Source organism: Xanthomonas sp. NCPPB 1132 (genome assembly GCF_056629235.1).
Genome location: NZ_CM152819.1, coordinates 4,803,092 through 4,823,662, shown reverse-complemented (window position 1 = coordinate 4,823,662; position 20,571 = coordinate 4,803,092). Strand labels below are relative to the sequence as shown.

Below are 20,571 nucleotides of genomic sequence, written 5' to 3'. Positions count from 1 at the left end.
TACCCTCATCCGCCCCTGCGGGGCACCTTCTCCCGAGGGGAGAAGGGAAGAGCCGAAGCCCCTCTCCCTCGGGAGAGGGGTTGGGGTGAGGGTCAGGCGCGCGAAGCGCCTCGCCCACTCAACCCCTCACGCCGCCGGCAACCACAGCAGCAGCGCCGCGCCCAGCACGATGCGGTACACCGCGAAGGCGGTGAAGCGGTGCGACTTGATGTAGCCCAGCAGCCACTTCACCACCACGAAGCCGGTGACCATCGAGGCGACGAAGGCCAGGGCCACGTCGCCCCAGTTCTCGTTGCCCAGGCCGCCGTCCTTGTACAGCTCCAGGAACGAGTAGGCGCTGGCCGCGAACATGGTCGGGATGCCGACCAGGAAGGCGAACTCGGCCGCGGCCGAGCGCTTGCTCAGGCCCAGCAGCATCGCCAGGAAGATCGTCGCCGCCGACCGCGAGGTGCCGGGGAACACGCCGGCCACCACCTGCGCCAGGCCGACCGCGATGGCCACCGTCCAGGTCACCGTCTCGCGCTCGGGCAGGCGCGCAGCGAAGTACTCGGCCACCAGCATCCACACACCGCCGATCACCAGCGCCCAGGCCACCGGCTGCACGCTGTCGGGCAACTGCCAGCCGGCCTTGCGCACCACCAGGCCGACCACCGCGGTGACCAGGAAGGCGGCGCCCAGCTTGAATGCGTAGTCGCGGTTGGCGCGGTCGCCCAGGCCGGTCGCCAGGTCCCACAGGCGCTGCCGGAACACCAGGGTGGTGGCCAGGATCGCGCCGGCCTGGATCACGATGTTGAAGAAGTCGGAACGGTGGCCGAGCCAGCGCTCGGCGATCAACAGGTGCCCGGTGCTGGAGATGGGCAGGAATTCGGTCAGGCCTTCGATGATGCCCAGCAGCAGGGCCGACAACGGATCGCTCATGGAGGAAAGGGTCGCGTTTGGGGGAGGGGGAAGCTGCGCAAGGATAGAGCATCCATTAGGCGCACAAATTTGGTGCGTTCAGGTGTGAATGCACCAAGAAAGTGCAGTGCATTTGCATCGTTCGCGTGCACGCTTCAGCAGAATCAAGGGCTTGTGAGTGCCACACGCTTGGCATGGCGATTGCTGATACTCGCCCACGCCCTTCACAACCCGAGGTTGCATCGAATGTCTGCGGAAACTATTGAGAAGCTGGTCAAGGACAACAAGATCGAGTTCGTCGACCTGCGCTTCGTCGACATGCGCGGCGTGCAGCAGCACGTCACCTTCCCGGTCAGCATCATCGAGCCGTCGCTGTTCGAGGAAGGCAAGATGTTCGACGGCAGCTCGATCGCCGGCTGGAAGGGCATCAACGAGTCGGACATGGTCCTGCTGCCCGACGCCGACACCGCCTTCGTCGATCCGTTCATGGCCGATCCGACCCTGGTGCTGACCTGCGACATCCTCGACCCGGCCACCATGCAGAGCTACGGCCGCGACCCGCGCGGCGTGGCCAAGCGCGCCGAAGCCTACCTGAAGTCCAGCGGCATCGCCGACCAGGCGTTCTTCGGCCCGGAGCCGGAATTCTTCATCTTCGACGGCGTGCGCTTCGGCAACGAGATGGGCCACACCTTCTTCAAGATCGATTCGGAAGAGGCAGCCTGGAGCAGCGGCAGCAAGATCGAAGGCGGCAACAGCGGCTACCGTCCGGCGGTCAAGGGCGGCTACTTCCCGGTGCCGCCGACCGACTCGCTGCAGGACCTGCGCGCCGAGATGTGCAAGACCCTGGAGCAGGTCGGCATCGAAGTCGAGGTGCACCACCACGAAGTGGCCACCGCCGGCCAGTGCGAGATCGGCACCAAGTTCAACTCGCTGGTGAAGAAGGCCGACGAACTGATGATGATGAAGTACATCATCAAGAACGTCGCCTACCGCAACGGCAAGACCGCGACCTTCATGCCCAAGCCGATCGTCGGCGACAACGGCTCGGGCATGCACGTGCACCAGTCGCTGGCCAAGGGCGGCACCAACCTGTTCTCCGGCGACGGCTACGGCGGCCTGTCGCAGATGGCGCTGTGGTACATCGGCGGCATCTTCAAGCACGCCAAGGCGATCAACGCCTTCACCAACTCCGGCACCAACAGCTACAAGCGCCTGGTCCCGGGCTTCGAGGCGCCGGTGATGCTGGCCTACTCGGCGCGCAACCGTTCGGCCTCGTGCCGCATTCCGTGGGTGTCCAACCCGAAGGCGCGCCGCATCGAGATCCGCTTCCCGGATCCGCTGCAGTCCGGCTACCTGACCTTCGCCGCGCTGATGATGGCCGGCCTGGACGGCATCAAGAACCAGATCGACCCGGGCGCGCCCAGCGACAAGGACCTGTACGACCTGCCGCCGGAAGAAGAGAAGCAGATCCCGCAGGTGTGCTCCAGCCTCGACCAGGCGCTGGAAGCGCTGGACGCCGACCGCGAGTTCCTCAAGGCCGGCGGCGTGTTCACCGACGACTTCATCGACGGCTACATCGCGCTGAAGATGCAGGAAGTGACCAAGTTCCGCGCGGCCACGCACCCGCTGGAATACCAGCTGTACTACGCCAACTGAGTTCCACGCGCGGCGATGGCGAAGGCTTCCCCTCCCTCCTTCGCCATCGCCGCCACCTGCCCGGCTGGGGAGTCGCGCAGGTGGTCCGCGCCAGCAATTGCGTCACCGATTGACCAGGGGATGTACCGCGCAACAAAGCGCTTGCGTGCCGTGGGCCACGTTCCCTCCCACGTCGCCGTTGCCGCCGCACCTTCGGTGCGGTGGGCCACGGCGTGATCCACGGAACGCATCGCGCAGCAGTAACCGCGCCGTTCGCGGCGCGGTCGATGGGCTCAGTGCCGGCCGGCCTTCGGCGGCCGGTTCCTTCCACCAACGGGGTATGCGCATGAAACTGATCACCGCCATCATCCGGCCATTCAAGCTCGACGAGGTCCGCGAGGCCTTGTCGCAGGCTGGGGTGTCCGGCATCACCGTCACCGAGGTCAAGGGCTTCGGTCGGCAGAAGGGCCACACCGAGTTGTATCGCGGTGCCGAATACGTCGTCGACTTCCTGCCCAAGATCAAGATCGAGACCGTGGTGACCGACGAGCGTCTGGATGCCGTGGTCGAGGCGATCCAGGGCGCGGCTGGCACCGGCAAGATCGGCGACGGCAAGATCTTCGTCACCGCCATCGAGCAGGTCGTCCGTATCCGTACCGGCGAAATCGGCGCCGATGCGCTCTAACCCCACCTTGGAGCCCTTCATGAAGACAGGTCTGTTCGCCGGGTGGAAGGCCCGGTTCTACGCGGTATGCATGCTGATGCTGGTCAGCGCGATGGCGGTCGGCATCCCGGGCAAGGCCTTTGCCCAGGCCGAAGTCACCCCGGCGCCGACGCCGGACGTGGTCACCGAACAACTGACGCCGCCGCCCGCGCCGGCCGCCGCACCGGCTCCGGCCGCTGCCGCGCCGGTGGTGGACAAGGGCGACGTCGCCTGGATGCTCACCTCCACGCTGCTGGTGCTGATGATGGTGGTGCCCGGCCTGGCGCTGTTCTACGGCGGCATGGTGCGCGCCAAGAACGTGCTGTCGGTGCTGATCCAGGTCGGCGTGGTGTTCTCGCTGATCGCGGTGCTGTGGGTGGTGTACGGCTACAGCCTGGCGTTCGCCGACGGCGGTCCGTTCATCGGCACGCTGCACAAGGCGCTGCTGGCCGGCGTCGACACCACCACGCTGGCCGACACCTTCTCCAAGGGCTTCAAGCTGCCGGAGTACGTGTTCGTCGCCTTCCAGCTGACCTTCGCCGGCATCACCGGCGCGCTGATCGTCGGCGCCTTCGCCGAGCGGGTGAAGTTCGCCGCGGTGCTGCTGTTCGTGGTCATCTGGTTCACCTTCGGCTACCTGCCGCTGGCGCACATGGTGTGGTCGACCCCCGGCTTCCTGTTCGGCAAGGGCGCGCTGGACTTCGCCGGCGGTACCGTGGTCCACATCAACGCCGGCGTGGCCGGCCTGGTCGGGTCCTACTTCGTCGGCAAGCGCCTGGGCTTCGGCCACACCGCGATGAAGCCGCACAACGTGACCCTGACCTTCGTCGGTGCCTCGCTGCTGTGGGTGGGCTGGTTCGGCTTCAACGCCGGTTCGGCGCTGGAAGCCAACGCCACCGCGGCGCTGGCCTTCCTCAACACCCTGCTGGCCACCGCCGCGGCGGTGCTGGCGTGGTCGCTGACGGAGAAGGTGATCAAGGGCAAGTCCTCGGCGCTGGGCGTGGCCTCGGGCATGGTCGCCGGCCTGGTCGGCATCACCCCCGCCGCAGGCACCGTGGGGCCGTTCGGCGCGATCGCCATCGGCGTTGCCGCCGGCGTGATCTGCGTATGGGGCGTGACCGGGCTGAAGAAGCTACTCAATGCCGACGACACCCTGGACGTGTTCGGCGTGCACGGCGTCGGCGGCATCGTCGGTGCGATCCTCACCGGCGTGTTCACCGACAAGGCACTGGGCGGCATGGGCTACGCCGAGGGTGTGACCATGGGCCATCAGGTGCTGGTGCAGGCCGAAGGCGTGCTGATCACCGTCGGCTGGATCGGCGTGGTCTCGGTGGTCGGCTTCCTGATCGCCAAGCTGGTGATCGGCCTGCGCGTGCCGGAAGACGCCGAGCGCGAGGGTCTGGACATCACCTCGCATGGCGAATCCGCCTACGAGTTGTGAGTTTCGCCGGCCCGCGACGGCGGTCGCGGGCCTTGTCGCAGTACGTGTGGCCGGCGCTGGTGGCCGGCCCACGCACCCGCGGCCTTCGCCGGCGCTTCCTGGGGGGAAGCGCCGGCCATTCTCAAAAGATCGAGGTATTCCGCGTGGCCATTCGCCTCGCCACACCCCCGGCTTTCCGCAAGATTCCTGGCTGCGTCGCGTTGCAAGGTCCGGTGCTGGCGTCACCCGGTCCGCAGGCCGCCGCACGCCGCGCCGTCCGCAAGGGCAGGGGACGCGCCGTGCGCCGCTCACCCGTGCCGCCTGCCTGGCTTTGCACTACATTGGTGCAATGCGCATGAACACCCCGCCGCCCCCGCTTTCCGCCCTCGGTACCCCGGTGGTCTGGGCCGATGGCGACGGCCGCCTGCGCGGCGCCAACCCCGCCTTCGCGCGCTGGCTCGGGGTCAGCGTGCGGCGCCTGCTCGACCAGCCGCTGGCCTCGCTGGAAGTGCAGGGCGACGCGCTGGCCCGGTTCCTGCGCAACGACGAGCGCGACGTGCTGCGCCTGCACCGCATGGCCCTGGCCGTGCCCGGCGAACCCCCGCGCTTCGCCGAGGGCTGGCTGTCCCGGCTGGACGACGGCGGCTGGCTGCTGGAAGCGCATCCGGTCGACGAGTTCCCCACGCCGGACCCGGCACAGGCCCTGCCGAACGCGCTCAGCGCGGCGCTCAAGGGCCTGGCCCACGAACTGCGCAATCCGCTGGCCGGGCTCAAGGGTGCCGCCCAGCTGCTGGCGCGGCGCGCCCAGCACCGCGACGAGGACGAACGCGAACTGATCGAGCTGATCGGCGCGGAGATCGAGCGCCTCAACAGCCTGCTCGACCAGTTGCTGTCGCCGGCGCCGGCACGCCCGCACGCCATGCTCAACATCCACGCGGTACTGGAGCGGGTGTTGCGCCTGGCCGAGAACGAAGGCGGCTGGTCGGTGCGCCTGCAACGCGACTACGACCCCAGCATCCCCGAATTCCTTGGCGACGCCGACCGCCTCACCCAGGCGGTGTGGAACCTGGTGCGCAACGCGATCCAGGCCGGTGCCGCGCAGGTCACCCTGCGCACCCGCGTCGAGCACGGCCAGCGCATCCGCGACCGTGTGCACGCGCGCGGCCTGCGCCTGGAGATCGTCGACGACGGCCGCGGCGTGCCCGAGGAACTGGCCGAACACCTGTTCCTGCCGCTGGTCAGCGGCCGTGCCGAAGGCAGCGGCCTGGGCCTGGCACTGGCGCAGCAGGTGGCGCGCGAGCATGCCGGCTCGCTGACCTACCGTTCCCGCCCCGGCCACACCGTGTTCACCCTGCTGCTGCCGCAGAGCGCAGCGGATACCGATTAGGAGCACCGCGATGACCGACGCCCTGCAAGGAACGCAACGGATCTGGGTGGTCGACGACGACCGTTCGGTGCGTTTCGTGCTGTCCACCGCACTGCGCGACGCCGGCTACAGCGTCGACGGCTTCGACAGCGCCGCCGCCGCGCTGCAGGCGCTGGCGCAGCGGCCCATGCCCGACCTGCTGTTCACCGACGTGCGCATGCCCGGCGACGACGGCCTGGTGCTGCTGGACAAGCTCAAGGCCGCGCATCCGCAACTGCCGGTGATCGTGATGTCGGCCTACACCGACGTGGCCAGCACCGCCGGCGCGTTCCGCGGCGGCGCCCACGAGTTCCTGTCCAAGCCGTTCGACCTGGACGATGCGGTGGCGCTGGCCGCACGCGCGCTGCCCGATCCCGGCAGCGCCATCGCCGCGGCACCGCCAGTGGCCCCGGCCGGGCAGGGCAGCACCGAACTGATCGGCGACACCCCGGCGATGCGCGCGCTGTTCCGCGCCATCGGCCGGCTGGCGCAGGCGCCGCTGTCGGTGCTGATCAACGGCGAGACCGGCACCGGCAAGGAACTGGTGGCGCACGCGCTGCACACCGAATCGCCGCGCGCGCGCAAGCCGTTCGTCGCACTCAACACCGCCGCGATCCCGGCGGAACTGCTGGAGAGCGAGCTGTTCGGCCACGAGGCCGGCGCCTTCACCGGCGCGCAGCGCCGCCACATCGGCCGCTTCGAGCAGGCCGACGGCGGCACCCTGTTCCTCGACGAGATCGGCGACATGCCGCTGCCGCTGCAGACCCGGCTGCTGCGCGTGCTGGCCGAGAACGAATTCTTCCGCGTCGGCGGCCGCGAACTGATCCGCGTCGACGTGCGGGTGATCGCCGCCACCCATCAGGACCTGGAGGCGCTGGTCGAACAGGGCCGCTTCCGCGCCGACCTGTTGCACCGCCTGGACGTGGTGCGGCTGCAGCTGCCGCCGCTGCGCGAGCGCCGCGCCGACGTGCCGCAACTGGCCGAGAACTTCCTGGCGATGGCCGCGCGCAAGCTCGACACGCCGCCCAAGCGGCTGGCGCCGGCGGCGCTGGACGCATTGCGCGCCTATCCCTGGCCAGGCAACGTGCGCGAACTGGAGAACGTGTGCTGGCGCCTGGCCGCGCTGGCGCCGGCGGAAATCATCGATGCCGGCGATGTCGAGGCCGCCCTGCTGCGTGGCGGCCGCCGCGAGCGCAGCGGCGACGGCGGCGAGTGGGACACGCAGTTGTCGGCCTGGGCGCAGCAGCGCCTGTCCGACGGCGCCGAGGGCTTGCATGCCGAGGCCCGCGAACGCTTCGACAAGGCGCTGCTGGAAGTGGCGCTGCGCTTCACCCAGGGCCGCCGTGCCGAAGCCGCCGCCCGCCTGGGCGTGGGCCGCAACACCGTCACCCGCAAGCTGGGGCCCGGGCGGCGGCGGCGCTGAGGTTCGGGATTCGTGATTCGGGATTGGGGATTCGCAACGGCGAGGCCCAGGTCCGGGCGGGTGTCGCCCGCTGCATGCGGCGCGTGCTGCGGCACGGCGTCACAGGCCATTGCGCCGAACCGCCTGGCGCTACGCTCTTGCGAATCCCCAATCCCCAATCCCCAATCCCACCCCACTAGACTGCACGCCGTGCGCCTTCATGAGGTCTGCACGGCTGCCCCTCTAGTTTCGCCCTGCCACAGGAGTCGATGTCGATGCGTTATGGATTGCCCCTCGCCGCGAGCGCCTTGTTGATGCTGGCCGCGTGCAGCAGCGCGCCGCCCAAGGCCCCGCCGCCGCCCCCGCCGCCCAAGGCGCCGCCGCTGGACAGCGCCGGTACCGTGCAGCAGGCGCAGGCCGTGCTGGCGCCGGCCTCCGGCAGCCTGGTCAGCGGCAAGCTGTCCCTGGTCGCCGCGCCCGGCGGCGTGCGCATCACCGGCACGCTCGGCGGTCTGCAGCCCAACCGCAGCTTCGCCTTCCATGTGCACGAGCGCGGCGACTGCAGCGCGGCCGACGCCAGCAGCGCCGGCGGCCACTTCAATCCGCTCGGTGCCCCGCACGGCCGCGCCGGCAGCGGCCCGCACCATGCCGGCGACATGGACAACCTCAACGCCAATGCCGATGGCACCGCGCAGATCGACGTGCTGTTGCACGGCGTGGTGCTCGGCGGCGGTGCGGCCAACGACATTGTCGGCCGCGCGCTGGTCGCGCATGCCGATCCGGACGACTACCACAGCCAGCCGGCCGGCAACGCCGGCGCGCGCGTGGCCTGCGGCGTGATCCGCCCGCTGCGCTGACCCCGCATCGCTACTTCCGCCCGGGTCCGCCTGGGAGGTCCGTCCGCATTCCGCGGCTCTGCAACGAAGGAGAACCCCATGCGTCGTACCCTTCCCAGCCTGCTGTTCCTGGCCACCACCCTGGCGCTGAGCGCCTGCAAGCGCGAAGAACCCGCCGCCACCACGCCGGCAGCGACCCCCGAACCTGCCGCCGCCCCGGCCGCGAGCGCGCCGCCGGCCGCCAGCAACGCCACCGGCAGCGCCAGCGCGGCGCTCAGCCCGACCCAGGGCAACGAAGTGGCCGGCGAGGTCAAGTTCACCACCGTCGACGGCGCCGTGCATGTCACCGGCACCATCACCGGGCTCAAGCCCAACAGCGAGCACGGCTTCCACATCCACGAGTTCGGCGATTGCAGCGCGCCCGACGGCAGCAGCGCCGGCGGCCACTTCAACCCGGCCAAGACCGAGCACGGCCAGGTCGGCAGCGATCCGCACCACGGCGGCGACATGCCCAACCTCAAGGCCGACGCCGAAGGCAAGGCGACCATCGATGCGGCGGTGTCCAACAACGTCAACATCGGCAAGGGCGACGGCTTCGACATCCTCAACCATGCGGTGATCGTCCACGCCGACCCCGACGACTACAAGAGCCAGCCCACCGGCAATGCCGGCGGCCGCCTGGCCTGCGGCGTGATCAAGGGCGACGCCGCGGCCGCGCCGGCGCAGTAAGCGCACGTCGGATGGCGTTCTCATGGCGGCGTCCGCGTTGCGGGCGCCGCCGTCTTTCGCTTGCTGGATCTGGACGTGCCTGAGGCGCCGATATCCGGAAAGTAGCTCCAGTTGCGCGGGATCGAGCCTGCATGAAGCAGAGCAGCATCGTGTGTCGCGCTCAGCGAGGATCTGATTCCGCCAGTCGCTGGCGGACCTCCATCAGGGCGAAGCCCAGCAGGTTCTCGCCCTGCCACGTGGTGGGATCGGCGGCGCGCGGGTCGTCCGCCGCCAGGCCGATGCCCCAGATCCGATCGACCGGACTGGCTTCGACCAGCACCCTGTCGCCGGTCCCGAGCAGGAAGGTTTTCAGCGCCGCGTGCTGGCCGAACTTGCCCAGGTTGCCCGCGATGACCAACCGCATGCGGGCGTCGCGCCAGGTGGATTCATCGAAACCCTGGATCTCCCGCCCGATGGCCTTTGCCTCGCCGGGATGCGCCGCGGCCAGGATGCGGGCACAGGCGGCGTGATCGCCGAACAGCCGCGCCTTGCCGGCCATCATGTAATGCTCGGCGGTGGGATAGGTCACCGAATCGAGCACGAAGGGCGCCTCGAACCATTGGCTGAAGCAACTGCGGTCGATGGCGCCAGGCTGTTTCGGCGTATGCCCCCAGAAGTGGACGAACTTGAGGTGTTCGCCCGCTTGCTGACATGCGCACAGCGCTTCCACGGTCAACACGGTGTGCATGGATGTCCCCGCTGGAAATCAAGTGCTGCAACCCTGCGTGCCAGGGCAGCGCCGCGGATGCTGCGACATTCCGGTGCGGCCGCCTGTTGCCGCGTCAGCCCGGCATCGCGTTCTCTCTGCAACGGGCGTCCGCCGGGAGGTCATCGCCGGCCCGCTTGCTCCGATCGGGCGGTGACACGTCACCGGAGGTGCCGAGGCGGCTCAAGCCGCCAGCAACGCCTGCTTGGCGTCCTGCCCGCTCTCGCAATGCACGTACAGCACCGGCAGGCCGTGGGCCTCGAGCACCGCGGCCAGTTGCCGCTGGCGCGCCAGGTACTGCTCGTAGACCCGCTGCAGGCGTTCGCAGTCCTGGCGGTCGTAGGCGTAGTGCGCGCACCAGCTGGCGGGGTCGAACAGCGCCATGCGCACCTCGCCTTCGCGGTAGCGCAGCAGCGGCTCCGGAGGGGACTGCAGCCATTCTTCCTGGTCCGGCGCCAGCAGCGCGGTCTCGATCAGCGGCCACAGCGGCGCCAGGCCCTGGTTGTCGTACTGCATCGACATCATCGCTGCCAGGTCGTTGCCGGTCAGGTAGCGGGCGTGCTCGATCTGCGCGCCGAAGCCCTGCTGTGCCAGCAGCGCGGTGTCCGCTTGCGCCATGCCCTGTGCCAGCAACACGTCCTCCAGCGCTTCGGCCACGGCCTGCACGGTGTCGGCCGGGCCGCTGAGCAGGAACGGCACCACCCGCAACGCGCCGCCGCGCAGGCCAGGGTCGGCCTGGAACGGCAGCGGTACGCTGCCGTCGGCATCGGTACCGAAGGCCAGCAACCGCGGGCCTTCGGCGCGGCCGGGCGCGCGGGCGGCGAGTTCTTCCAGGCGCCGGTGCAGCGGCCAGCCCTGACGCAGCGCTTCGGCCGGATCGAAATGCGCGCCGGCCAGGCTCAGTTCCAGTTCGCGCACCGCCGGCACCAGTTGCGCCAGGTCGCGGCCGACCTTCTCGGCCAGTTCGGCGGCCTGCGCATGCGGCAGCGCCGGATGCGCCGGTTCGCGCCCGGAGGACAATTCCAGGGCGATCACCCCGTGGGCGTGGCGGTTGGCGGAGGCTTGGGTCATGGGATTGGCGGTTGGCCCGTCGCGGGCGCATAGCTACACTCGCTTCATTATGCCTGCGCTACCGTGCAGGCCATGTCCCTGACTTCCCTCGCGCGAGGTAATCCCATGCCAGCAGCCCGTCCCGTCGCCATTCTCGGCGGCGTCCGCATTCCGTTTTGCCGGCAGAACACGGCGTATGCGGATGTCGGGAACCTCGGCATGTCGGTGCGTACGCTGGGCGCGCTGGTCGAGCGTTACGGGCTGCACGGGCAGCAGCTGGGCGAAGTGGCGATGGGCGCGGTGATCAAGCACTCCAGCGACTGGAACCTGGGCCGCGAGGCGGCGCTGTCCTCCGGGCTGTCGCCGCTGACCCCGGGTATCACCCTGCAGCGCGCCTGCGGCACCAGCCTGGACAGCATCATCACCGTCGCCAACAAGATCGCGCTGGGGCAGATCGAATCGGGCATCGGCGGCGGCTCGGACACCACCTCCGAAGTACCGATCGTCTACGGCAAGAAGCTGCGCGCGCGCCTGCTGGCGGCCAACCGTGCCAAGAGCACCGGCGACAAGCTGCGCGCGCTGACCCGCGGCTTCAAGTTCGCCGAGCTCAAGCCCGAGTTCCCGGGCGTGGCCGAGCCGCGCACCGGCAAGAGCATGGGCGACCACTGCGAGGACATGGCCAAGCAGTGGAACATCTCGCGCGATTCGCAGGATGCCTGGGCGGTGTCCTCGCACCACAAGCTGGCCGCCGCCTACGAGCGCGGCTTCTTCGCCGACCTGATCGCGCCGTTCCGCGGCGTGGAGCGCGACAACATCCTGCGCGCGGATACCTCGCTGGAGAAGCTGGCCACGTTGAAGCCGGCCTTCGACAAGGTCAGCGGCCGCGGCACCCTGACCGCCGCCAATTCCACTCCGCTCACCGACGGCGCCGCCGCGGTGCTGCTGGCCTCGGAAGAATGGGCGCAGGCGCATGGCCACGTGCCGATGGCCTACCTGCGCGATGCGCAGGTGTCGGCGGTGGATTTCGTGCACGGCGAAGGCCTGCTGATGGCGCCGACCGTGGCCGTGCCGGAGATGCTCAAGCGCCATGGCCTGCGCCTGCAGGACTTCGACATCTATGAGATCCACGAGGCCTTCGCCGCGCAGGTGCTGTGCACCCTGCGTGCGTGGGAGAGCGAGGACTACTGCCGCACCCGGCTCGGCCTGGACGCGCCGCTGGGGCAGATCGATCCGGCCAAGATCAATCCGGTGGGCTCGTCGCTGGCCACCGGCCATCCGTTCGCCGCGACCGGCGCGCGCATCGTCGCCACCGTCGCCAAGCAACTGGTCGAACGCGGCGGTGGCCGCGCGCTGATCTCGATCTGCACCGCCGGCGGCATGGGCGTGGTGGCGATCGTCGAGCGCTGAGCGTCACCCACGCGCGGGCTCCCGTGCCGGCGCGCGCCGCGCCACGGCCTTCGGTCCTGCCGCGCCGCCCCGGCATTGACCGCGCTGCATCCGCGCTACCATGCCCACCGATTCGCCCGCGCCACGCGGGCGACGGCGCGCAGGGGGCGCAGGCCATGACCGAGCAGGGCAGTTTCAATCCGTACCAGGCGCCAAGCGTCGCCAGCCCGTCCAGCCTGCCGCCGCCGTTGCCGGGCGAAACGTTGTGGCGCGCCGGTGGCGAGTTGGTGTGCCTGCGCGATGCGCCGTTTCCGCCGCACTGTGTGAAGTGCGGGGCGGCGCTGCGCAACGATGAACTCAAAAAGCGCACCTTCTACTGGCACGCGCCGGGTTGGTACGCGCTGATCTTGTTGAGTATCCTGGTCTATGCGATCGCGGCGCTGGTCGCGCGCAAGCGCAGCAGCCATGTGCTCGGGATGTGCGCGGAGCATCGGCGTCGGCGCAACCGTTACATCCTGTTAATCGCGGGTGCCTTCCTGGTTGGTCCCCTGCTGGGATTCGCCGTCGGCGGTGAGCGCGGGTTCTGGCTGGGAGGCGCCGTGTTCCTGGTCATGCTGATCTGGGGCATGTTTGGCGCGCGCATCCTGGTGCCGCGGCGCATGGACGAGCGTTACGCGCGCTACAAGGGCCTGGCACCCGCGTTCCTGGCGCGCCTGCCGGCGCTGCCGCCGTCTCTGAGGCGCTGAGCGGACGGACGCGCCGGCCTAGCTTCGGAATCGATGACTGGCGAGCGGCTGGCCTGAATGCACAACGCGGGCCATGCGTTCCGCCGTGCCCTTCTTCGCTGCTCGGCCCAGGAGTGATGGGGGTGCGCTGCCGCGTTCGGAAGCATCCAATGACGCGCTCTCGCCGCGGATCAGCGTGCCTGGCCTGGTCTTGTAGGCTCGGGCATTTCTAACAACGCCGGGACGCATTCTGTAGGAGCGGCTTCAGCCGCGACGGGGCCTCCCAGAGAATGCCCCGTCGCGGCTGAAGCCGCTCCTACGGAGCAATCGGACTCAGCCCTCCAGCCGCGGAAACCCGTGCTCGTCGCGATGCTCCGTGCTGCCCAGCTCCGGCGCGACCGAGGATACCGGCGCCACCGGCTCCGGCAGCGGCTGGGCCGGCTCGCCACGCTGCACGCGCAGTGCATTGGCGTAGCAGCGCTGCGCCGCGAGCATGTCGCCGGCGTCGGCATAGCCGTCGCCGAAGATCTCCCAGGCCTCGGCGCCGGCGCCGAGCGCCAGCGCACGGTGCAGGAATTCCTCCGCCTGCGGCCACTGCTGCTGGTGCCGGGCCAGGCGCGCCAGGGTCAGCAGCAGCGCCGGGCTGTCCGGATGCGCCTGCAGCCAGCGCTGCGCACTGGCACGGCGCGAATCGTATTTCTCCACCGGCAGGCGTCCGTACAGCGCGGCCAGGCCTTCGTCCCAGCGCGTGTCCAGCGCCTGCTCCAGGCTGCGCAGCGCCGCATCGTCCCAGCGCAGCGCCGCCGCGCGTACCGCGTAGGCGGCGACCACCGCCGGCTCGCTGCGCAGCGATTTGGGCAGGCTCTCCCAGCGCTCGGCCAGGGCATTGGCATCGGCGGCCTGGTCCAGCGAGGCCGCGGCCAGGCGCGTTTCCAGCGTCGCGATCGCCTCCAGCGGCAACGCCTGCTGCTGGCGGATCGCGCCGAGCTGTCCGTAGGCCTCGCCGGCACGACCGATGCGGGTCAGCGCCTCGGTGCGCAGCAACAGCCCACGCGGCGGCAGCGGCTGCGCTGCGGCCACGTCCAGCGCATTGATCGCATCGACCGGGCGCTGCTGCTCCAGATGCAGTTCGGCCAGCAGCAGTGAATGCGCGGCGGCATCGCGTTCGGCCAGGCGCCGCAGGTGGCGCTCGGTCGCCTCGCGGTCGCCGCGCGCATCGGCCGCGCGCACTGCGGCGATCAGGGCGATGGCGCTGACCTCGGGGTCTTCGGCGGCGGCGTTGAGTTGCTTCTCCGCCCGCGTCCACTGGCCGGCGTGGGCGGCGGCCAGACCGTCGAGCAGACGCGCGCGCGACTGCTTGCGGCGGCGCCGACCCCAGGCGCGGAACGGGAAACTGAGCACGTTCCACACCAGCCACAGCGCCAGGAACGCAATCACCAGCAGCAGCGAGGCCTGCGGCAGCGAGGCGATGTAGTCGGTGCCGCCGACGCGCACGATCACCTCGCCGAGCTGGCGCACCTGGTCCTGTCCCAGCCATTGCGCACCGATCACGCCCAGCGCGATGACGATCAACAGCACGATCAGGGAACGGAGGGATTTCATGACGGGCTCCTTGCGTCGCGCATCGCGCGCAACTGTTGCAGGGTGGTTCCGAGTTCGGGAATGGTCGGGCGCAGATCGGCATTGGCCAGGGTGCGCAGCGCGGCGCGGCGTTCACGCAGCTGCGGCGACTCCGGCCACAGCCGCGACAGCCAGCGCCCGGCGCCGGCCAGGGCGCTGCGATAGCCACGCGTGTCACCGCGTTCCAGCGCCGCGCGCGCCAGGGTCAGGTCGAGCTGCAGCGCGTCGTGGGCCGAGACCCGCTCGGAACTGGCGACCAACACACCGCCCTGCGAGGGCCGGATCTTCACCAGTGGCGCCAGCAGGCGTTGCCACAGCGGCTGTTGCGCGTTCTCCGGCAATTGCGTCGGCAGGGTGGCGAGGCTGGCGGCAAAGGCATCCAGTTGCGCGGCCAGGCGTGCCTGCGGTCCGTCGCCCAGCGCGTCCAGCGCAGTGCGTTCCTGCAGCAGCGCCTGGCGCAGGTTGAGGAATTGCGGATCGTCGATGCCGTCCAGCACACCGCTGGCCAGCGCGTAGGCACGCCGCGCGCCGGCCGCATCGCCGGCCAGCAGCAGCCGCTGCTGGCCCTGGTTGAGCAGCAGTTCGACCTCGTCCAGGCGCAACGCCTGCGCGCCGTGACGGTTGGAATCGGCGAGCTTGGCGACATTGGCCTCCAGCAGCGCGCTGCGCTGGCTCAGGCCGAGCATTTCATCGCGCAGTACGCGGTTGGTGCTGGCCGCGTCCTGCAGCCGCTGCGCGGTGGCGCGCTGGTCGCGACGCAGGCTGTCCTGGGCCTGCTGCAAGGCCTGCAGTTGCTGCTGCAGGTCCGACTGCTGGGCCAGTTCGCGCGCGCTGCGCGCCTGCCACCAGTCCCAGCCACGCCAGCCGGCGAACGCCAGCGCGGCCAGCGTGGCGAGCACCAGCAGCAACCAGATCCAGCGTGTGGAACGGCGAGGCGTGATCGGGATTTCGTCGGTCATCGGCAGCGTCCTGGGGGCCGTCGCCCGTCGCGAGCAAGGCGGCGGTCGGCGCGGCACCGCCGGAGCATGGCGTGAGCGGCACTGCGGCCGCAAGCCGGGCGGCGGTCCGCGTTCAGCGAGGTGGCGAGCGCGTTACGATCGCGGCCGCTGCGGCGACCAACTGCTGCGGCATCGGCCCGGCCGCCTGGGCGACGTCGACGAAGCCCAGGTCCGCGGCAAGGGTGGCCAGGCGCGCGCTGGCTGCGACTACCGGCCGCGCGCGCCAAGCCCGGGCCAACTCCTCCGGCAACTGCGCCAGCAGCTGTTGCAGCGCCTCGCCGCTGCTCAGCGCCAGCACGCCGGGCGGCGCCGCACGCAGGCGGGCCAGGTCGGCCGCGCGCAGTCGTACCGGTTCGCGCACGTACACGTCGGCGCGCAGCAGCGGGGTGCCGCGCGCCTGCAGGTGCGCGGCGATCAGGCCCCGGCCGCCGGGGGCGGTGATCAGTCCCACCGGCAGGTCGTGCGCGGCCAGTTCCGGCAGTGCCAGCAGACCGTCGCTGTCCATCCGCGCCGGCGTCGCCACTTCGGCGATGCCGTGCTGGCGCAAGGCGCGCGCCGTGCCTGCGCCCACCGCCAGCCAGCGCTGGCCGGGCTGTGCCGCCAGCGGCTGCAGCGCCGCGGCGGCGCGCACCGCCGCCGGGCTGCTGACGATGACCCGCGGCGCGTCCAGCGCCGCGGCCAGGGCCGCGCGGGTGGCGGGATCGGCGCGCGGCCGCAGCCGCCACGGCGATACCGCCAGCACCCGTGCGCCGCAGCGCGCCGCGGCCCGCCGCAGCGGCGCGTGCTCGCCCTGCGGGCGCAGCGAGATCAGGGTCCAGGCCGGGGCGGCGGTTGCATGCGCGCTCATGCCAGGCATTATGCGAGCCCCCACCGGCAGCACAATCGCATCATGGCAGCGGATCTTTCCTTCGAGGCGTTCCTGCAGCAATTACAGCGGCAGTTCCAGGCCATGCCGCCGGTGGCGGCGCTGCAGGTCGCCGTGCACGAGTATGCCGAGCAGCGCCTGCAGCTGGTCGCACCGCTGGCGGCCAACATCAACGACAAGGGCAACGCCTTCGGCGGCAGCCTGGGCTCGGTGATGACCCTGGCCGGCTGGGGACTGGTCAACTGCGAACTGCACCGCGCCGGCCTGCAGGCCGACGTCTACGTCGCCGACAGCCAGGTGCGCTACCTGGCGCCGCTGTACGCCGATCTGCAGGCCAATGCCGATGCGGAGGCCGACTGGGGGGTGTTCGTGAATACCTTCCGCCAGCGCGGCCGCGCCCGCATCGGCATCCAGGCCCAGATCGGCGCGCCCGGCGCGGCGGCGGCGGCGACCCTGAGCGGTCGCTTCGTGGCCATCGCCAAGGGGTAGGATGCGCGGATCGCGCGCCCCGCGCGCCGCCACCTGGACGCTGCCCATGCCTTCGATGTTCCGCGCGCTCGCGCTGCTGTTGCTGCTGGGCTGGACCGGCGCGGCCGTGGCCGGCAGCCGCGCGCAACAACGCAAGCTCGACGATCTGCAGACCGCCTACGCCGCGGCGGTCCGCTGGAGCGAGTTCGAGACCGCCTGGCAGGTGGTCGACCCGGCCTACCGCCAGGCGCATCCGCTGACCGACTTGCAACTGGAGCGCTACCGGCAGATCCAGGTCTCCTCCTACAAGGTCGGCGGCGGCGCGGTCGGCGACGGCGAGGCGCTGCGCGAGATCGAACTGGGCGTGATCAACCGCAATACCCAGGCCGAGCGCATCGTCCGCTACCGCGAGCGTTGGCGCTGGGACCCCGAGGCCAAGACCTGGTGGCTGCAGGACGGCCTGCCGGACCTGTGGAACGGCCAGTAGCGCGGTCGCCGAGCTGTGCGACAATCGGCGCCCGCTTCCAGCCCCCGAGTCCCGTGAACTTCGAAGAACTGCTGGCCTTCGCCGGCCGCAACCCGATGCTGGCCCTGGCCCTGGTGGGCCTGACCATCGCCCTGATCGTCACCGAAGTGGCGCGCCTGTTCCGTGGCTACAAGAGCCTGCGGCCGGCCGAGCTGACCCGCCTGATCAACGCCGGCAATGCGGTGGTGGTCGACCTGTCGGCCTCGGCCGATTTCGAGAAGGGACACATCGCCGGCAGCCGCAATGCCACCGCCAGCCAGTTCGGCCCCGAGCACAAGCTGGTGGCCAACGCCAAGGCGCAGCCGGTGGTGCTGGTCTGCCGCACCGGCACCACCGCCGACGGCGCCGCCAAGCAGTTGAAGAAGGCCGGCTTCGAGCAGGTCTACGTGCTCGAGGGCGGCATCGCCGCTTGGCAGCAGGCCGAGCTGCCGCTGGTCAAGGGCCGCTGAGACACCGCGTCCGGCCCGACCTAGAGGGTCGCGGCCGGCGTGTGATAATCCCGTTTCTTTCTATTACCGAATCCACCGGAGTCAAGCAATGTCCGACCTCACCAACAACGGCGCCGCGGCGCCGGCCGACGCCGCGGCCGGTCCCGCTTTCACCATCGAGAAGATCTACGTCAAGGACGTGTCCTTCGAGTCCCCCAACGCGCCGTCGGTGTTCAACGACAACGCGCAGCCGGAACTGCAGCTCAACCTCAACCAGCGCGTGCAGCAGCTGAACGAGCAGGCCTTCGAAGTCGTGCTGGCCGTGACCCTGACCTGCACCGCCGGCGGCAAGACCGCCTACGTGGCCGAAGTGCAGCAGGCCGGCGTGTTCGGCCTGGTCGGCCTGGACCCGCAGGCGGTGGACGTGCTGCTCGGTACCCAGTGCCCGAGCATCCTGTTCCCGTACGTGCGCTCGCTGGTCAGCGACCTGATCCAGGCCGGCGGCTTCCCGCCGTTCTTCCTGCAGCCGATCAACTTCGAGGCCCTGTACGCCGAGACCCTGCGCCAGCGCGCGCAGCAGGGCGAGGGCCAGTCGCTGGCCGATTCGGAGCCGGCCGGCAACGCCTGAGCGCGTTCGCCGTTGCGCATGCGCGATAACGCCAAGAAGAAGATCGCCGTCCTCGGCGCCGGCTCCTGGGGCACGGCGCTGGCGTCGCTGACCGCACGGCACGGGTATCCGACCGTGCTGTGGGGTCGCGATGCCGTGGTCGCCGAGGCCATCGGGCAGCGCCACGAAAACCCGCGCTACCTGCCGGGGATCGCGTTGCCGGAGGGCCTGCAGGCCACCACCGACCTGGCGGCGGCCATTGATGGCGCCGACTGGATCCTGGTGGTGGTGCCGTCGCATGCGTTCACCGACACCCTGCGCCAGCTCGCGCCGCTGCGCCCGACGCAGGCCGGCGTGGCCTGGGCGACCAAGGGCTTCGAGCCCGGGTCGGGGCGTTTCCTGCATGAAGTGGCGCAGGAGATCCTCGGCGAGGACGTACCGCTGGCGGTCGTGACCGGCCCGTCCTTCGCCAAGGAAGTGGCCCTGGACCTGCCGACCGCGGTGACCGTGCACGGCGATGCCGCGTTCGCGCAGCAGGTCGCCGATGCGATGCACGGCCCGACCTTCCGCGCCTATACCGGCGACGACATGGTCGGTGCCGAGCTGGGCGGGGCGATGAAGAACGTGCTGGCGGTGGCCACCGGTGTGGCCGACGGCATGGAACTGGGCCTCAACGCCCGTGCCGGCCTGATCACCCGCGGCCTCAACGAGATGCTGCGGCTGGCCGCGGCGATCGGCGCCAAGCCGGAAACCCTGATGGGGTTGGCCGGACTCGGCGACCTGGTGCTCACCTGTACCGGCGACCTGTCGCGCAACCGCCGGCTGGGCCTGGCGCTGGGCCGTGGGCAACCGCTGCAGGAGGCGGTGCGTGCGATCGGTCAGGTGGTCGAGTCGGTGCAGACCGCCGACGAGGTGATGCGCCAGGCCGAGCGCCACGGCATCGATCTGCCGATCTCCAACGCGGTGCGCGCGGTCCTGCATGGCGAGCTGACCCCGGCGGTCGGCCTGCAGCAGTTGCTGGCGCGCGAACAGAAGCCCGAGTACCCGATCACCTTGTTCAGTTGATCCGGCCACCGCCGGACACGAAAACGCCCGGCCTGGCCGGGCGTTTTCGTGTCTGCACATCCGTGGGCCAGCGGCGGGCCGGGTCGGCAGGCAAAAAAAGCCCGGTCGTGGGACCGGGCTTTCCGAACCGCGCGCGGCGGGAGAGAGAGACGACGCGCGCGGCGCTAGGCAGCGCTTACCAGCTGAAGCGCGGGCCGACGAACCATTCCTTGTCGCCGTGGCGGTCCATCTTCAGGTCGGCGCTCAGGCCCCAGTTCTGGTTCAGCTTGGCCTGGGCGCCCAGACGGCCGTAGAAGGTGCCTTCCGGATTGACGCCGTCCTTCTTCAGGTAGTCCTCGTAACCACCCAGGGCATAGACTTCCAGGTACGGGTTGAACGCGGTGCGGATACCCGCTTCGGCGCTCCAGCCGTTGAACTTGGTGCCGTATTCCGGGGCGAAACGGTTGTAGGCCACGCGGGTCACCAGGTCGGTGCTGGTCGCGATCTCGTGGTTGTAGCCGGCGCCGACGCGCCACTGGTCGACGCGCACATCGCCGAAGTCGGTCTTCTGGCGGTTGAAGTCGCCGAACACGCTGAAGTTCGGGTGGAACGCGTAGGAACCCTTGACCGCCCAGCCGTCGGCATCGCCGCCGCTGGCGTCGGTCTTGACGTAGCCGGCTTCGGCATAGTTGTAGGAAAGGCCTTCGGCAGCCGAAGCGGCGAACGGCAGGGTGGCCAGGAGGCCGAGAGCAAGCAGAGAGGTCTTCATAATCGGGTACCTTCGTTATTGGTTTGTCGGCGCTGAGGCGTGGGGCCGTTCGCTGCCGATATGTAAATTATCCGTTAGCGACCCGAACTCGCCCTGAATCCCGAACTGACTAGTACATAAATTAAACGCCGTGTTCAGAAACGGCAGCACGCTGCCGGGATGCAGTTCACACCGCTCTGCAAGCGCTGCCGGCAAGCAGTTGATGATCCTCATCCAAAGCGTGCTTCTGCGCATGGTCCAGGGTGCGCCGGATCAGCCCGGCTTGGCTGGGCACGCCACGGCGCGACCCTGCAGGCTCGGGGTCATCACCGAA

Annotated in this window: 21 protein-coding genes; 14 read left to right on the top strand and 7 right to left on the bottom strand. The window is 70.1% G+C overall.

Annotated elements, in window-relative coordinates; all coding sequences use genetic code 11:
- Window positions 1-126 precede the first annotated feature (126 nt).
- Window positions 127-918, bottom strand: coding sequence for an undecaprenyl-diphosphate phosphatase (locus AC1G9L_RS20785; RefSeq protein ID WP_019800785.1), 792 nt, complete (start codon window positions 916-918; stop codon window positions 127-129).
- A 225-nt stretch (window positions 919-1,143) separates the two neighbouring features.
- Between AC1G9L_RS20785 and glnA the strand changes: the two genes are divergently transcribed.
- The 7 genes from glnA (at window position 1,144) to AC1G9L_RS20750 (ending at window position 9,027) form a co-directional block, all read left to right on the top strand.
- A complete protein-coding gene (glnA, locus tag AC1G9L_RS20780; protein WP_019800784.1) occupies window positions 1,144-2,553 on the top strand; it encodes a type I glutamate--ammonia ligase in 1,410 nt (469 codons plus the stop codon).
- A 325-nt stretch (window positions 2,554-2,878) separates the two neighbouring features.
- On the top strand, window positions 2,879-3,217 hold the full coding sequence (locus AC1G9L_RS20775; protein ID WP_010341076.1) for a P-II family nitrogen regulator: 339 nt from the start codon (window positions 2,879-2,881) through the stop codon (window positions 3,215-3,217).
- A 19-nt stretch (window positions 3,218-3,236) separates the two neighbouring features.
- On the top strand, window positions 3,237-4,676 hold the full coding sequence (amt, locus tag AC1G9L_RS20770; protein ID WP_019800782.1) for an ammonium transporter: 1,440 nt from the start codon (window positions 3,237-3,239) through the stop codon (window positions 4,674-4,676).
- Window positions 4,677-5,004: 328 nt separating this feature from the next.
- Entirely contained in the window at window positions 5,005-6,042 is a 1,038-nt protein-coding gene (locus AC1G9L_RS20765) for a two-component system sensor histidine kinase NtrB (RefSeq protein ID WP_029561674.1), read from the top strand.
- Window positions 6,043-6,052: 10 nt separating this feature from the next.
- Window positions 6,053-7,483 (top strand): nitrogen regulation protein NR(I), encoded by a 1,431-nt coding sequence (gene ntrC, locus AC1G9L_RS20760; RefSeq protein WP_481069862.1) that lies wholly within the window; start codon window positions 6,053-6,055, stop codon window positions 7,481-7,483.
- A gap of 254 nt (window positions 7,484-7,737) precedes the next feature.
- Window positions 7,738-8,319: a superoxide dismutase family protein gene (locus AC1G9L_RS20755; protein ID WP_481069861.1), complete on the top strand. Its 582-nt coding sequence runs from the start codon at window positions 7,738-7,740 to the stop codon at window positions 8,317-8,319.
- Window positions 8,320-8,397: 78 nt separating this feature from the next.
- On the top strand, window positions 8,398-9,027 hold the full coding sequence (locus AC1G9L_RS20750) for a superoxide dismutase family protein (protein ID WP_481069860.1): 630 nt from the start codon (window positions 8,398-8,400) through the stop codon (window positions 9,025-9,027).
- Window positions 9,028-9,187: 160 nt separating this feature from the next.
- Here AC1G9L_RS20750 and AC1G9L_RS20745 read toward each other — a convergent pair whose 3' ends face one another.
- Together AC1G9L_RS20745 and AC1G9L_RS20740 are read right to left on the bottom strand one after the other, a co-directional pair.
- Window positions 9,188-9,754, bottom strand: coding sequence for an NADAR domain-containing protein (locus tag AC1G9L_RS20745; protein WP_019800962.1), 567 nt, complete (start codon window positions 9,752-9,754; stop codon window positions 9,188-9,190).
- A 201-nt stretch (window positions 9,755-9,955) separates the two neighbouring features.
- On the bottom strand, window positions 9,956-10,843 hold the full coding sequence (locus AC1G9L_RS20740; RefSeq protein ID WP_481069859.1) for a hypothetical protein: 888 nt from the start codon (window positions 10,841-10,843) through the stop codon (window positions 9,956-9,958).
- 105 nt (window positions 10,844-10,948) lie between these two features.
- Here AC1G9L_RS20740 and AC1G9L_RS20735 point away from each other — a divergent pair, with 105 nt between their 5' ends.
- A complete protein-coding gene (locus tag AC1G9L_RS20735; protein ID WP_026143786.1) occupies window positions 10,949-12,229 on the top strand; it encodes an acetyl-CoA C-acetyltransferase in 1,281 nt (426 codons plus the stop codon).
- Between the two features lie 155 nt (window positions 12,230-12,384).
- Window positions 12,385-12,954, top strand: coding sequence for a hypothetical protein (locus tag AC1G9L_RS20730; protein WP_019800355.1), 570 nt, complete (start codon window positions 12,385-12,387; stop codon window positions 12,952-12,954).
- Between the two features lie 312 nt (window positions 12,955-13,266).
- Here the strand turns inward: AC1G9L_RS20730 and AC1G9L_RS20725 are convergent, their stop codons facing one another.
- From AC1G9L_RS20725 to AC1G9L_RS20715, 3 genes are all read right to left on the bottom strand, one after another.
- On the bottom strand, window positions 13,267-14,535 hold the full coding sequence (locus AC1G9L_RS20725; RefSeq protein ID WP_481069858.1) for a heme biosynthesis HemY N-terminal domain-containing protein: 1,269 nt from the start codon (window positions 14,533-14,535) through the stop codon (window positions 13,267-13,269).
- Window positions 14,532-15,512, bottom strand: a complete 981-nt coding sequence (locus tag AC1G9L_RS20720) for a uroporphyrinogen-III C-methyltransferase (RefSeq protein ID WP_019801780.1) — start codon at window positions 15,510-15,512, stop codon at window positions 14,532-14,534. Before AC1G9L_RS20720 ends, AC1G9L_RS20725 begins: the two co-directional genes overlap by 4 nt.
- A 112-nt stretch (window positions 15,513-15,624) precedes the next feature.
- Complete coding sequence (locus tag AC1G9L_RS20715) at window positions 15,625-16,398, bottom strand: uroporphyrinogen-III synthase (RefSeq protein ID WP_481069857.1); 774 nt, start codon at window positions 16,396-16,398, stop codon at window positions 15,625-15,627.
- Window positions 16,399-16,440: 42 nt separating this feature from the next.
- Between AC1G9L_RS20715 and AC1G9L_RS20710 the strand changes: the two genes are divergently transcribed.
- The 5 genes from AC1G9L_RS20710 (at window position 16,441) to AC1G9L_RS20690 (ending at window position 19,510) form a co-directional block, all read left to right on the top strand.
- Entirely contained in the window at window positions 16,441-16,905 is a 465-nt protein-coding gene (locus AC1G9L_RS20710; RefSeq protein ID WP_481069856.1) for a YiiD C-terminal domain-containing protein, read from the top strand.
- A gap of 46 nt (window positions 16,906-16,951) precedes the next feature.
- Window positions 16,952-17,371, top strand: a complete 420-nt coding sequence (locus AC1G9L_RS20705) for a hypothetical protein (protein ID WP_026144149.1) — start codon at window positions 16,952-16,954, stop codon at window positions 17,369-17,371.
- A gap of 53 nt (window positions 17,372-17,424) precedes the next feature.
- A complete protein-coding gene (locus AC1G9L_RS20700) occupies window positions 17,425-17,859 on the top strand; it encodes a rhodanese-like domain-containing protein (RefSeq protein WP_017907746.1) in 435 nt (144 codons plus the stop codon).
- An 88-nt stretch (window positions 17,860-17,947) separates the two neighbouring features.
- The gene (gene secB, locus AC1G9L_RS20695) at window positions 17,948-18,466 is read left to right on the top strand and encodes a protein-export chaperone SecB (RefSeq protein ID WP_017907745.1); all 519 of its coding nucleotides are present in this window, start codon (window positions 17,948-17,950) and stop codon (window positions 18,464-18,466) included.
- Between the two features lie 18 nt (window positions 18,467-18,484).
- On the top strand, window positions 18,485-19,510 hold the full coding sequence (locus AC1G9L_RS20690) for an NAD(P)H-dependent glycerol-3-phosphate dehydrogenase (protein WP_481069855.1): 1,026 nt from the start codon (window positions 18,485-18,487) through the stop codon (window positions 19,508-19,510).
- A 175-nt stretch (window positions 19,511-19,685) separates the two neighbouring features.
- Here AC1G9L_RS20690 and AC1G9L_RS20685 read toward each other — a convergent pair whose 3' ends face one another.
- A complete protein-coding gene (locus tag AC1G9L_RS20685) occupies window positions 19,686-20,258 on the bottom strand; it encodes an OmpO family porin (protein WP_019800298.1) in 573 nt (190 codons plus the stop codon).
- Window positions 20,259-20,571: the final 313 nt, after the last annotated feature.

Excerpts from the sequence above, each read along its gene's own strand:
- AC1G9L_RS20785 (WP_019800785.1), bottom strand. The coding sequence starts at position 918 with ATGAGCGATCCGTTGTCGGCCCTGCTGCTGGGCATCATCGAAGGCCTG.
- glnA (WP_019800784.1), top strand. The coding sequence starts at position 1,144 with ATGTCTGCGGAAACTATTGAGAAGCTGGTCAAGGACAACAAGATCGAG.
- AC1G9L_RS20710 (WP_481069856.1), top strand. The coding sequence starts at position 16,441 with ATGGCAGCGGATCTTTCCTTCGAGGCGTTCCTGCAGCAATTACAGCGG.
- amt (WP_019800782.1), top strand. The coding sequence starts at position 3,237 with ATGAAGACAGGTCTGTTCGCCGGGTGGAAGGCCCGGTTCTACGCGGTA.
- AC1G9L_RS20765 (WP_029561674.1), top strand. The coding sequence starts at position 5,005 with ATGCGCATGAACACCCCGCCGCCCCCGCTTTCCGCCCTCGGTACCCCG.
- AC1G9L_RS20730 (WP_019800355.1), top strand. The coding sequence starts at position 12,385 with ATGACCGAGCAGGGCAGTTTCAATCCGTACCAGGCGCCAAGCGTCGCC.
- AC1G9L_RS20705 (WP_026144149.1), top strand. The coding sequence starts at position 16,952 with ATGCCTTCGATGTTCCGCGCGCTCGCGCTGCTGTTGCTGCTGGGCTGG.
- AC1G9L_RS20735 (WP_026143786.1), top strand. The coding sequence starts at position 10,949 with ATGCCAGCAGCCCGTCCCGTCGCCATTCTCGGCGGCGTCCGCATTCCG.
- AC1G9L_RS20720 (WP_019801780.1), bottom strand. The coding sequence starts at position 15,512 with ATGACCGACGAAATCCCGATCACGCCTCGCCGTTCCACACGCTGGATC.
- ntrC (WP_481069862.1), top strand. The coding sequence starts at position 6,053 with ATGACCGACGCCCTGCAAGGAACGCAACGGATCTGGGTGGTCGACGAC.
- AC1G9L_RS20775 (WP_010341076.1), top strand. The coding sequence starts at position 2,879 with ATGAAACTGATCACCGCCATCATCCGGCCATTCAAGCTCGACGAGGTC.
- AC1G9L_RS20690 (WP_481069855.1), top strand. The coding sequence starts at position 18,485 with ATGCGCGATAACGCCAAGAAGAAGATCGCCGTCCTCGGCGCCGGCTCC.
- AC1G9L_RS20745 (WP_019800962.1), bottom strand. The coding sequence starts at position 9,754 with ATGCACACCGTGTTGACCGTGGAAGCGCTGTGCGCATGTCAGCAAGCG.
- AC1G9L_RS20725 (WP_481069858.1), bottom strand. The coding sequence starts at position 14,535 with ATGAAATCCCTCCGTTCCCTGATCGTGCTGTTGATCGTCATCGCGCTG.
- secB (WP_017907745.1), top strand. The coding sequence starts at position 17,948 with ATGTCCGACCTCACCAACAACGGCGCCGCGGCGCCGGCCGACGCCGCG.
- AC1G9L_RS20750 (WP_481069860.1), top strand. The coding sequence starts at position 8,398 with ATGCGTCGTACCCTTCCCAGCCTGCTGTTCCTGGCCACCACCCTGGCG.
- AC1G9L_RS20685 (WP_019800298.1), bottom strand. The coding sequence starts at position 20,258 with ATGAAGACCTCTCTGCTTGCTCTCGGCCTCCTGGCCACCCTGCCGTTC.
- AC1G9L_RS20740 (WP_481069859.1), bottom strand. The coding sequence starts at position 10,843 with ATGACCCAAGCCTCCGCCAACCGCCACGCCCACGGGGTGATCGCCCTG.
- AC1G9L_RS20715 (WP_481069857.1), bottom strand. The coding sequence starts at position 16,398 with ATGAGCGCGCATGCAACCGCCGCCCCGGCCTGGACCCTGATCTCGCTG.
- AC1G9L_RS20755 (WP_481069861.1), top strand. The coding sequence starts at position 7,738 with ATGCGTTATGGATTGCCCCTCGCCGCGAGCGCCTTGTTGATGCTGGCC.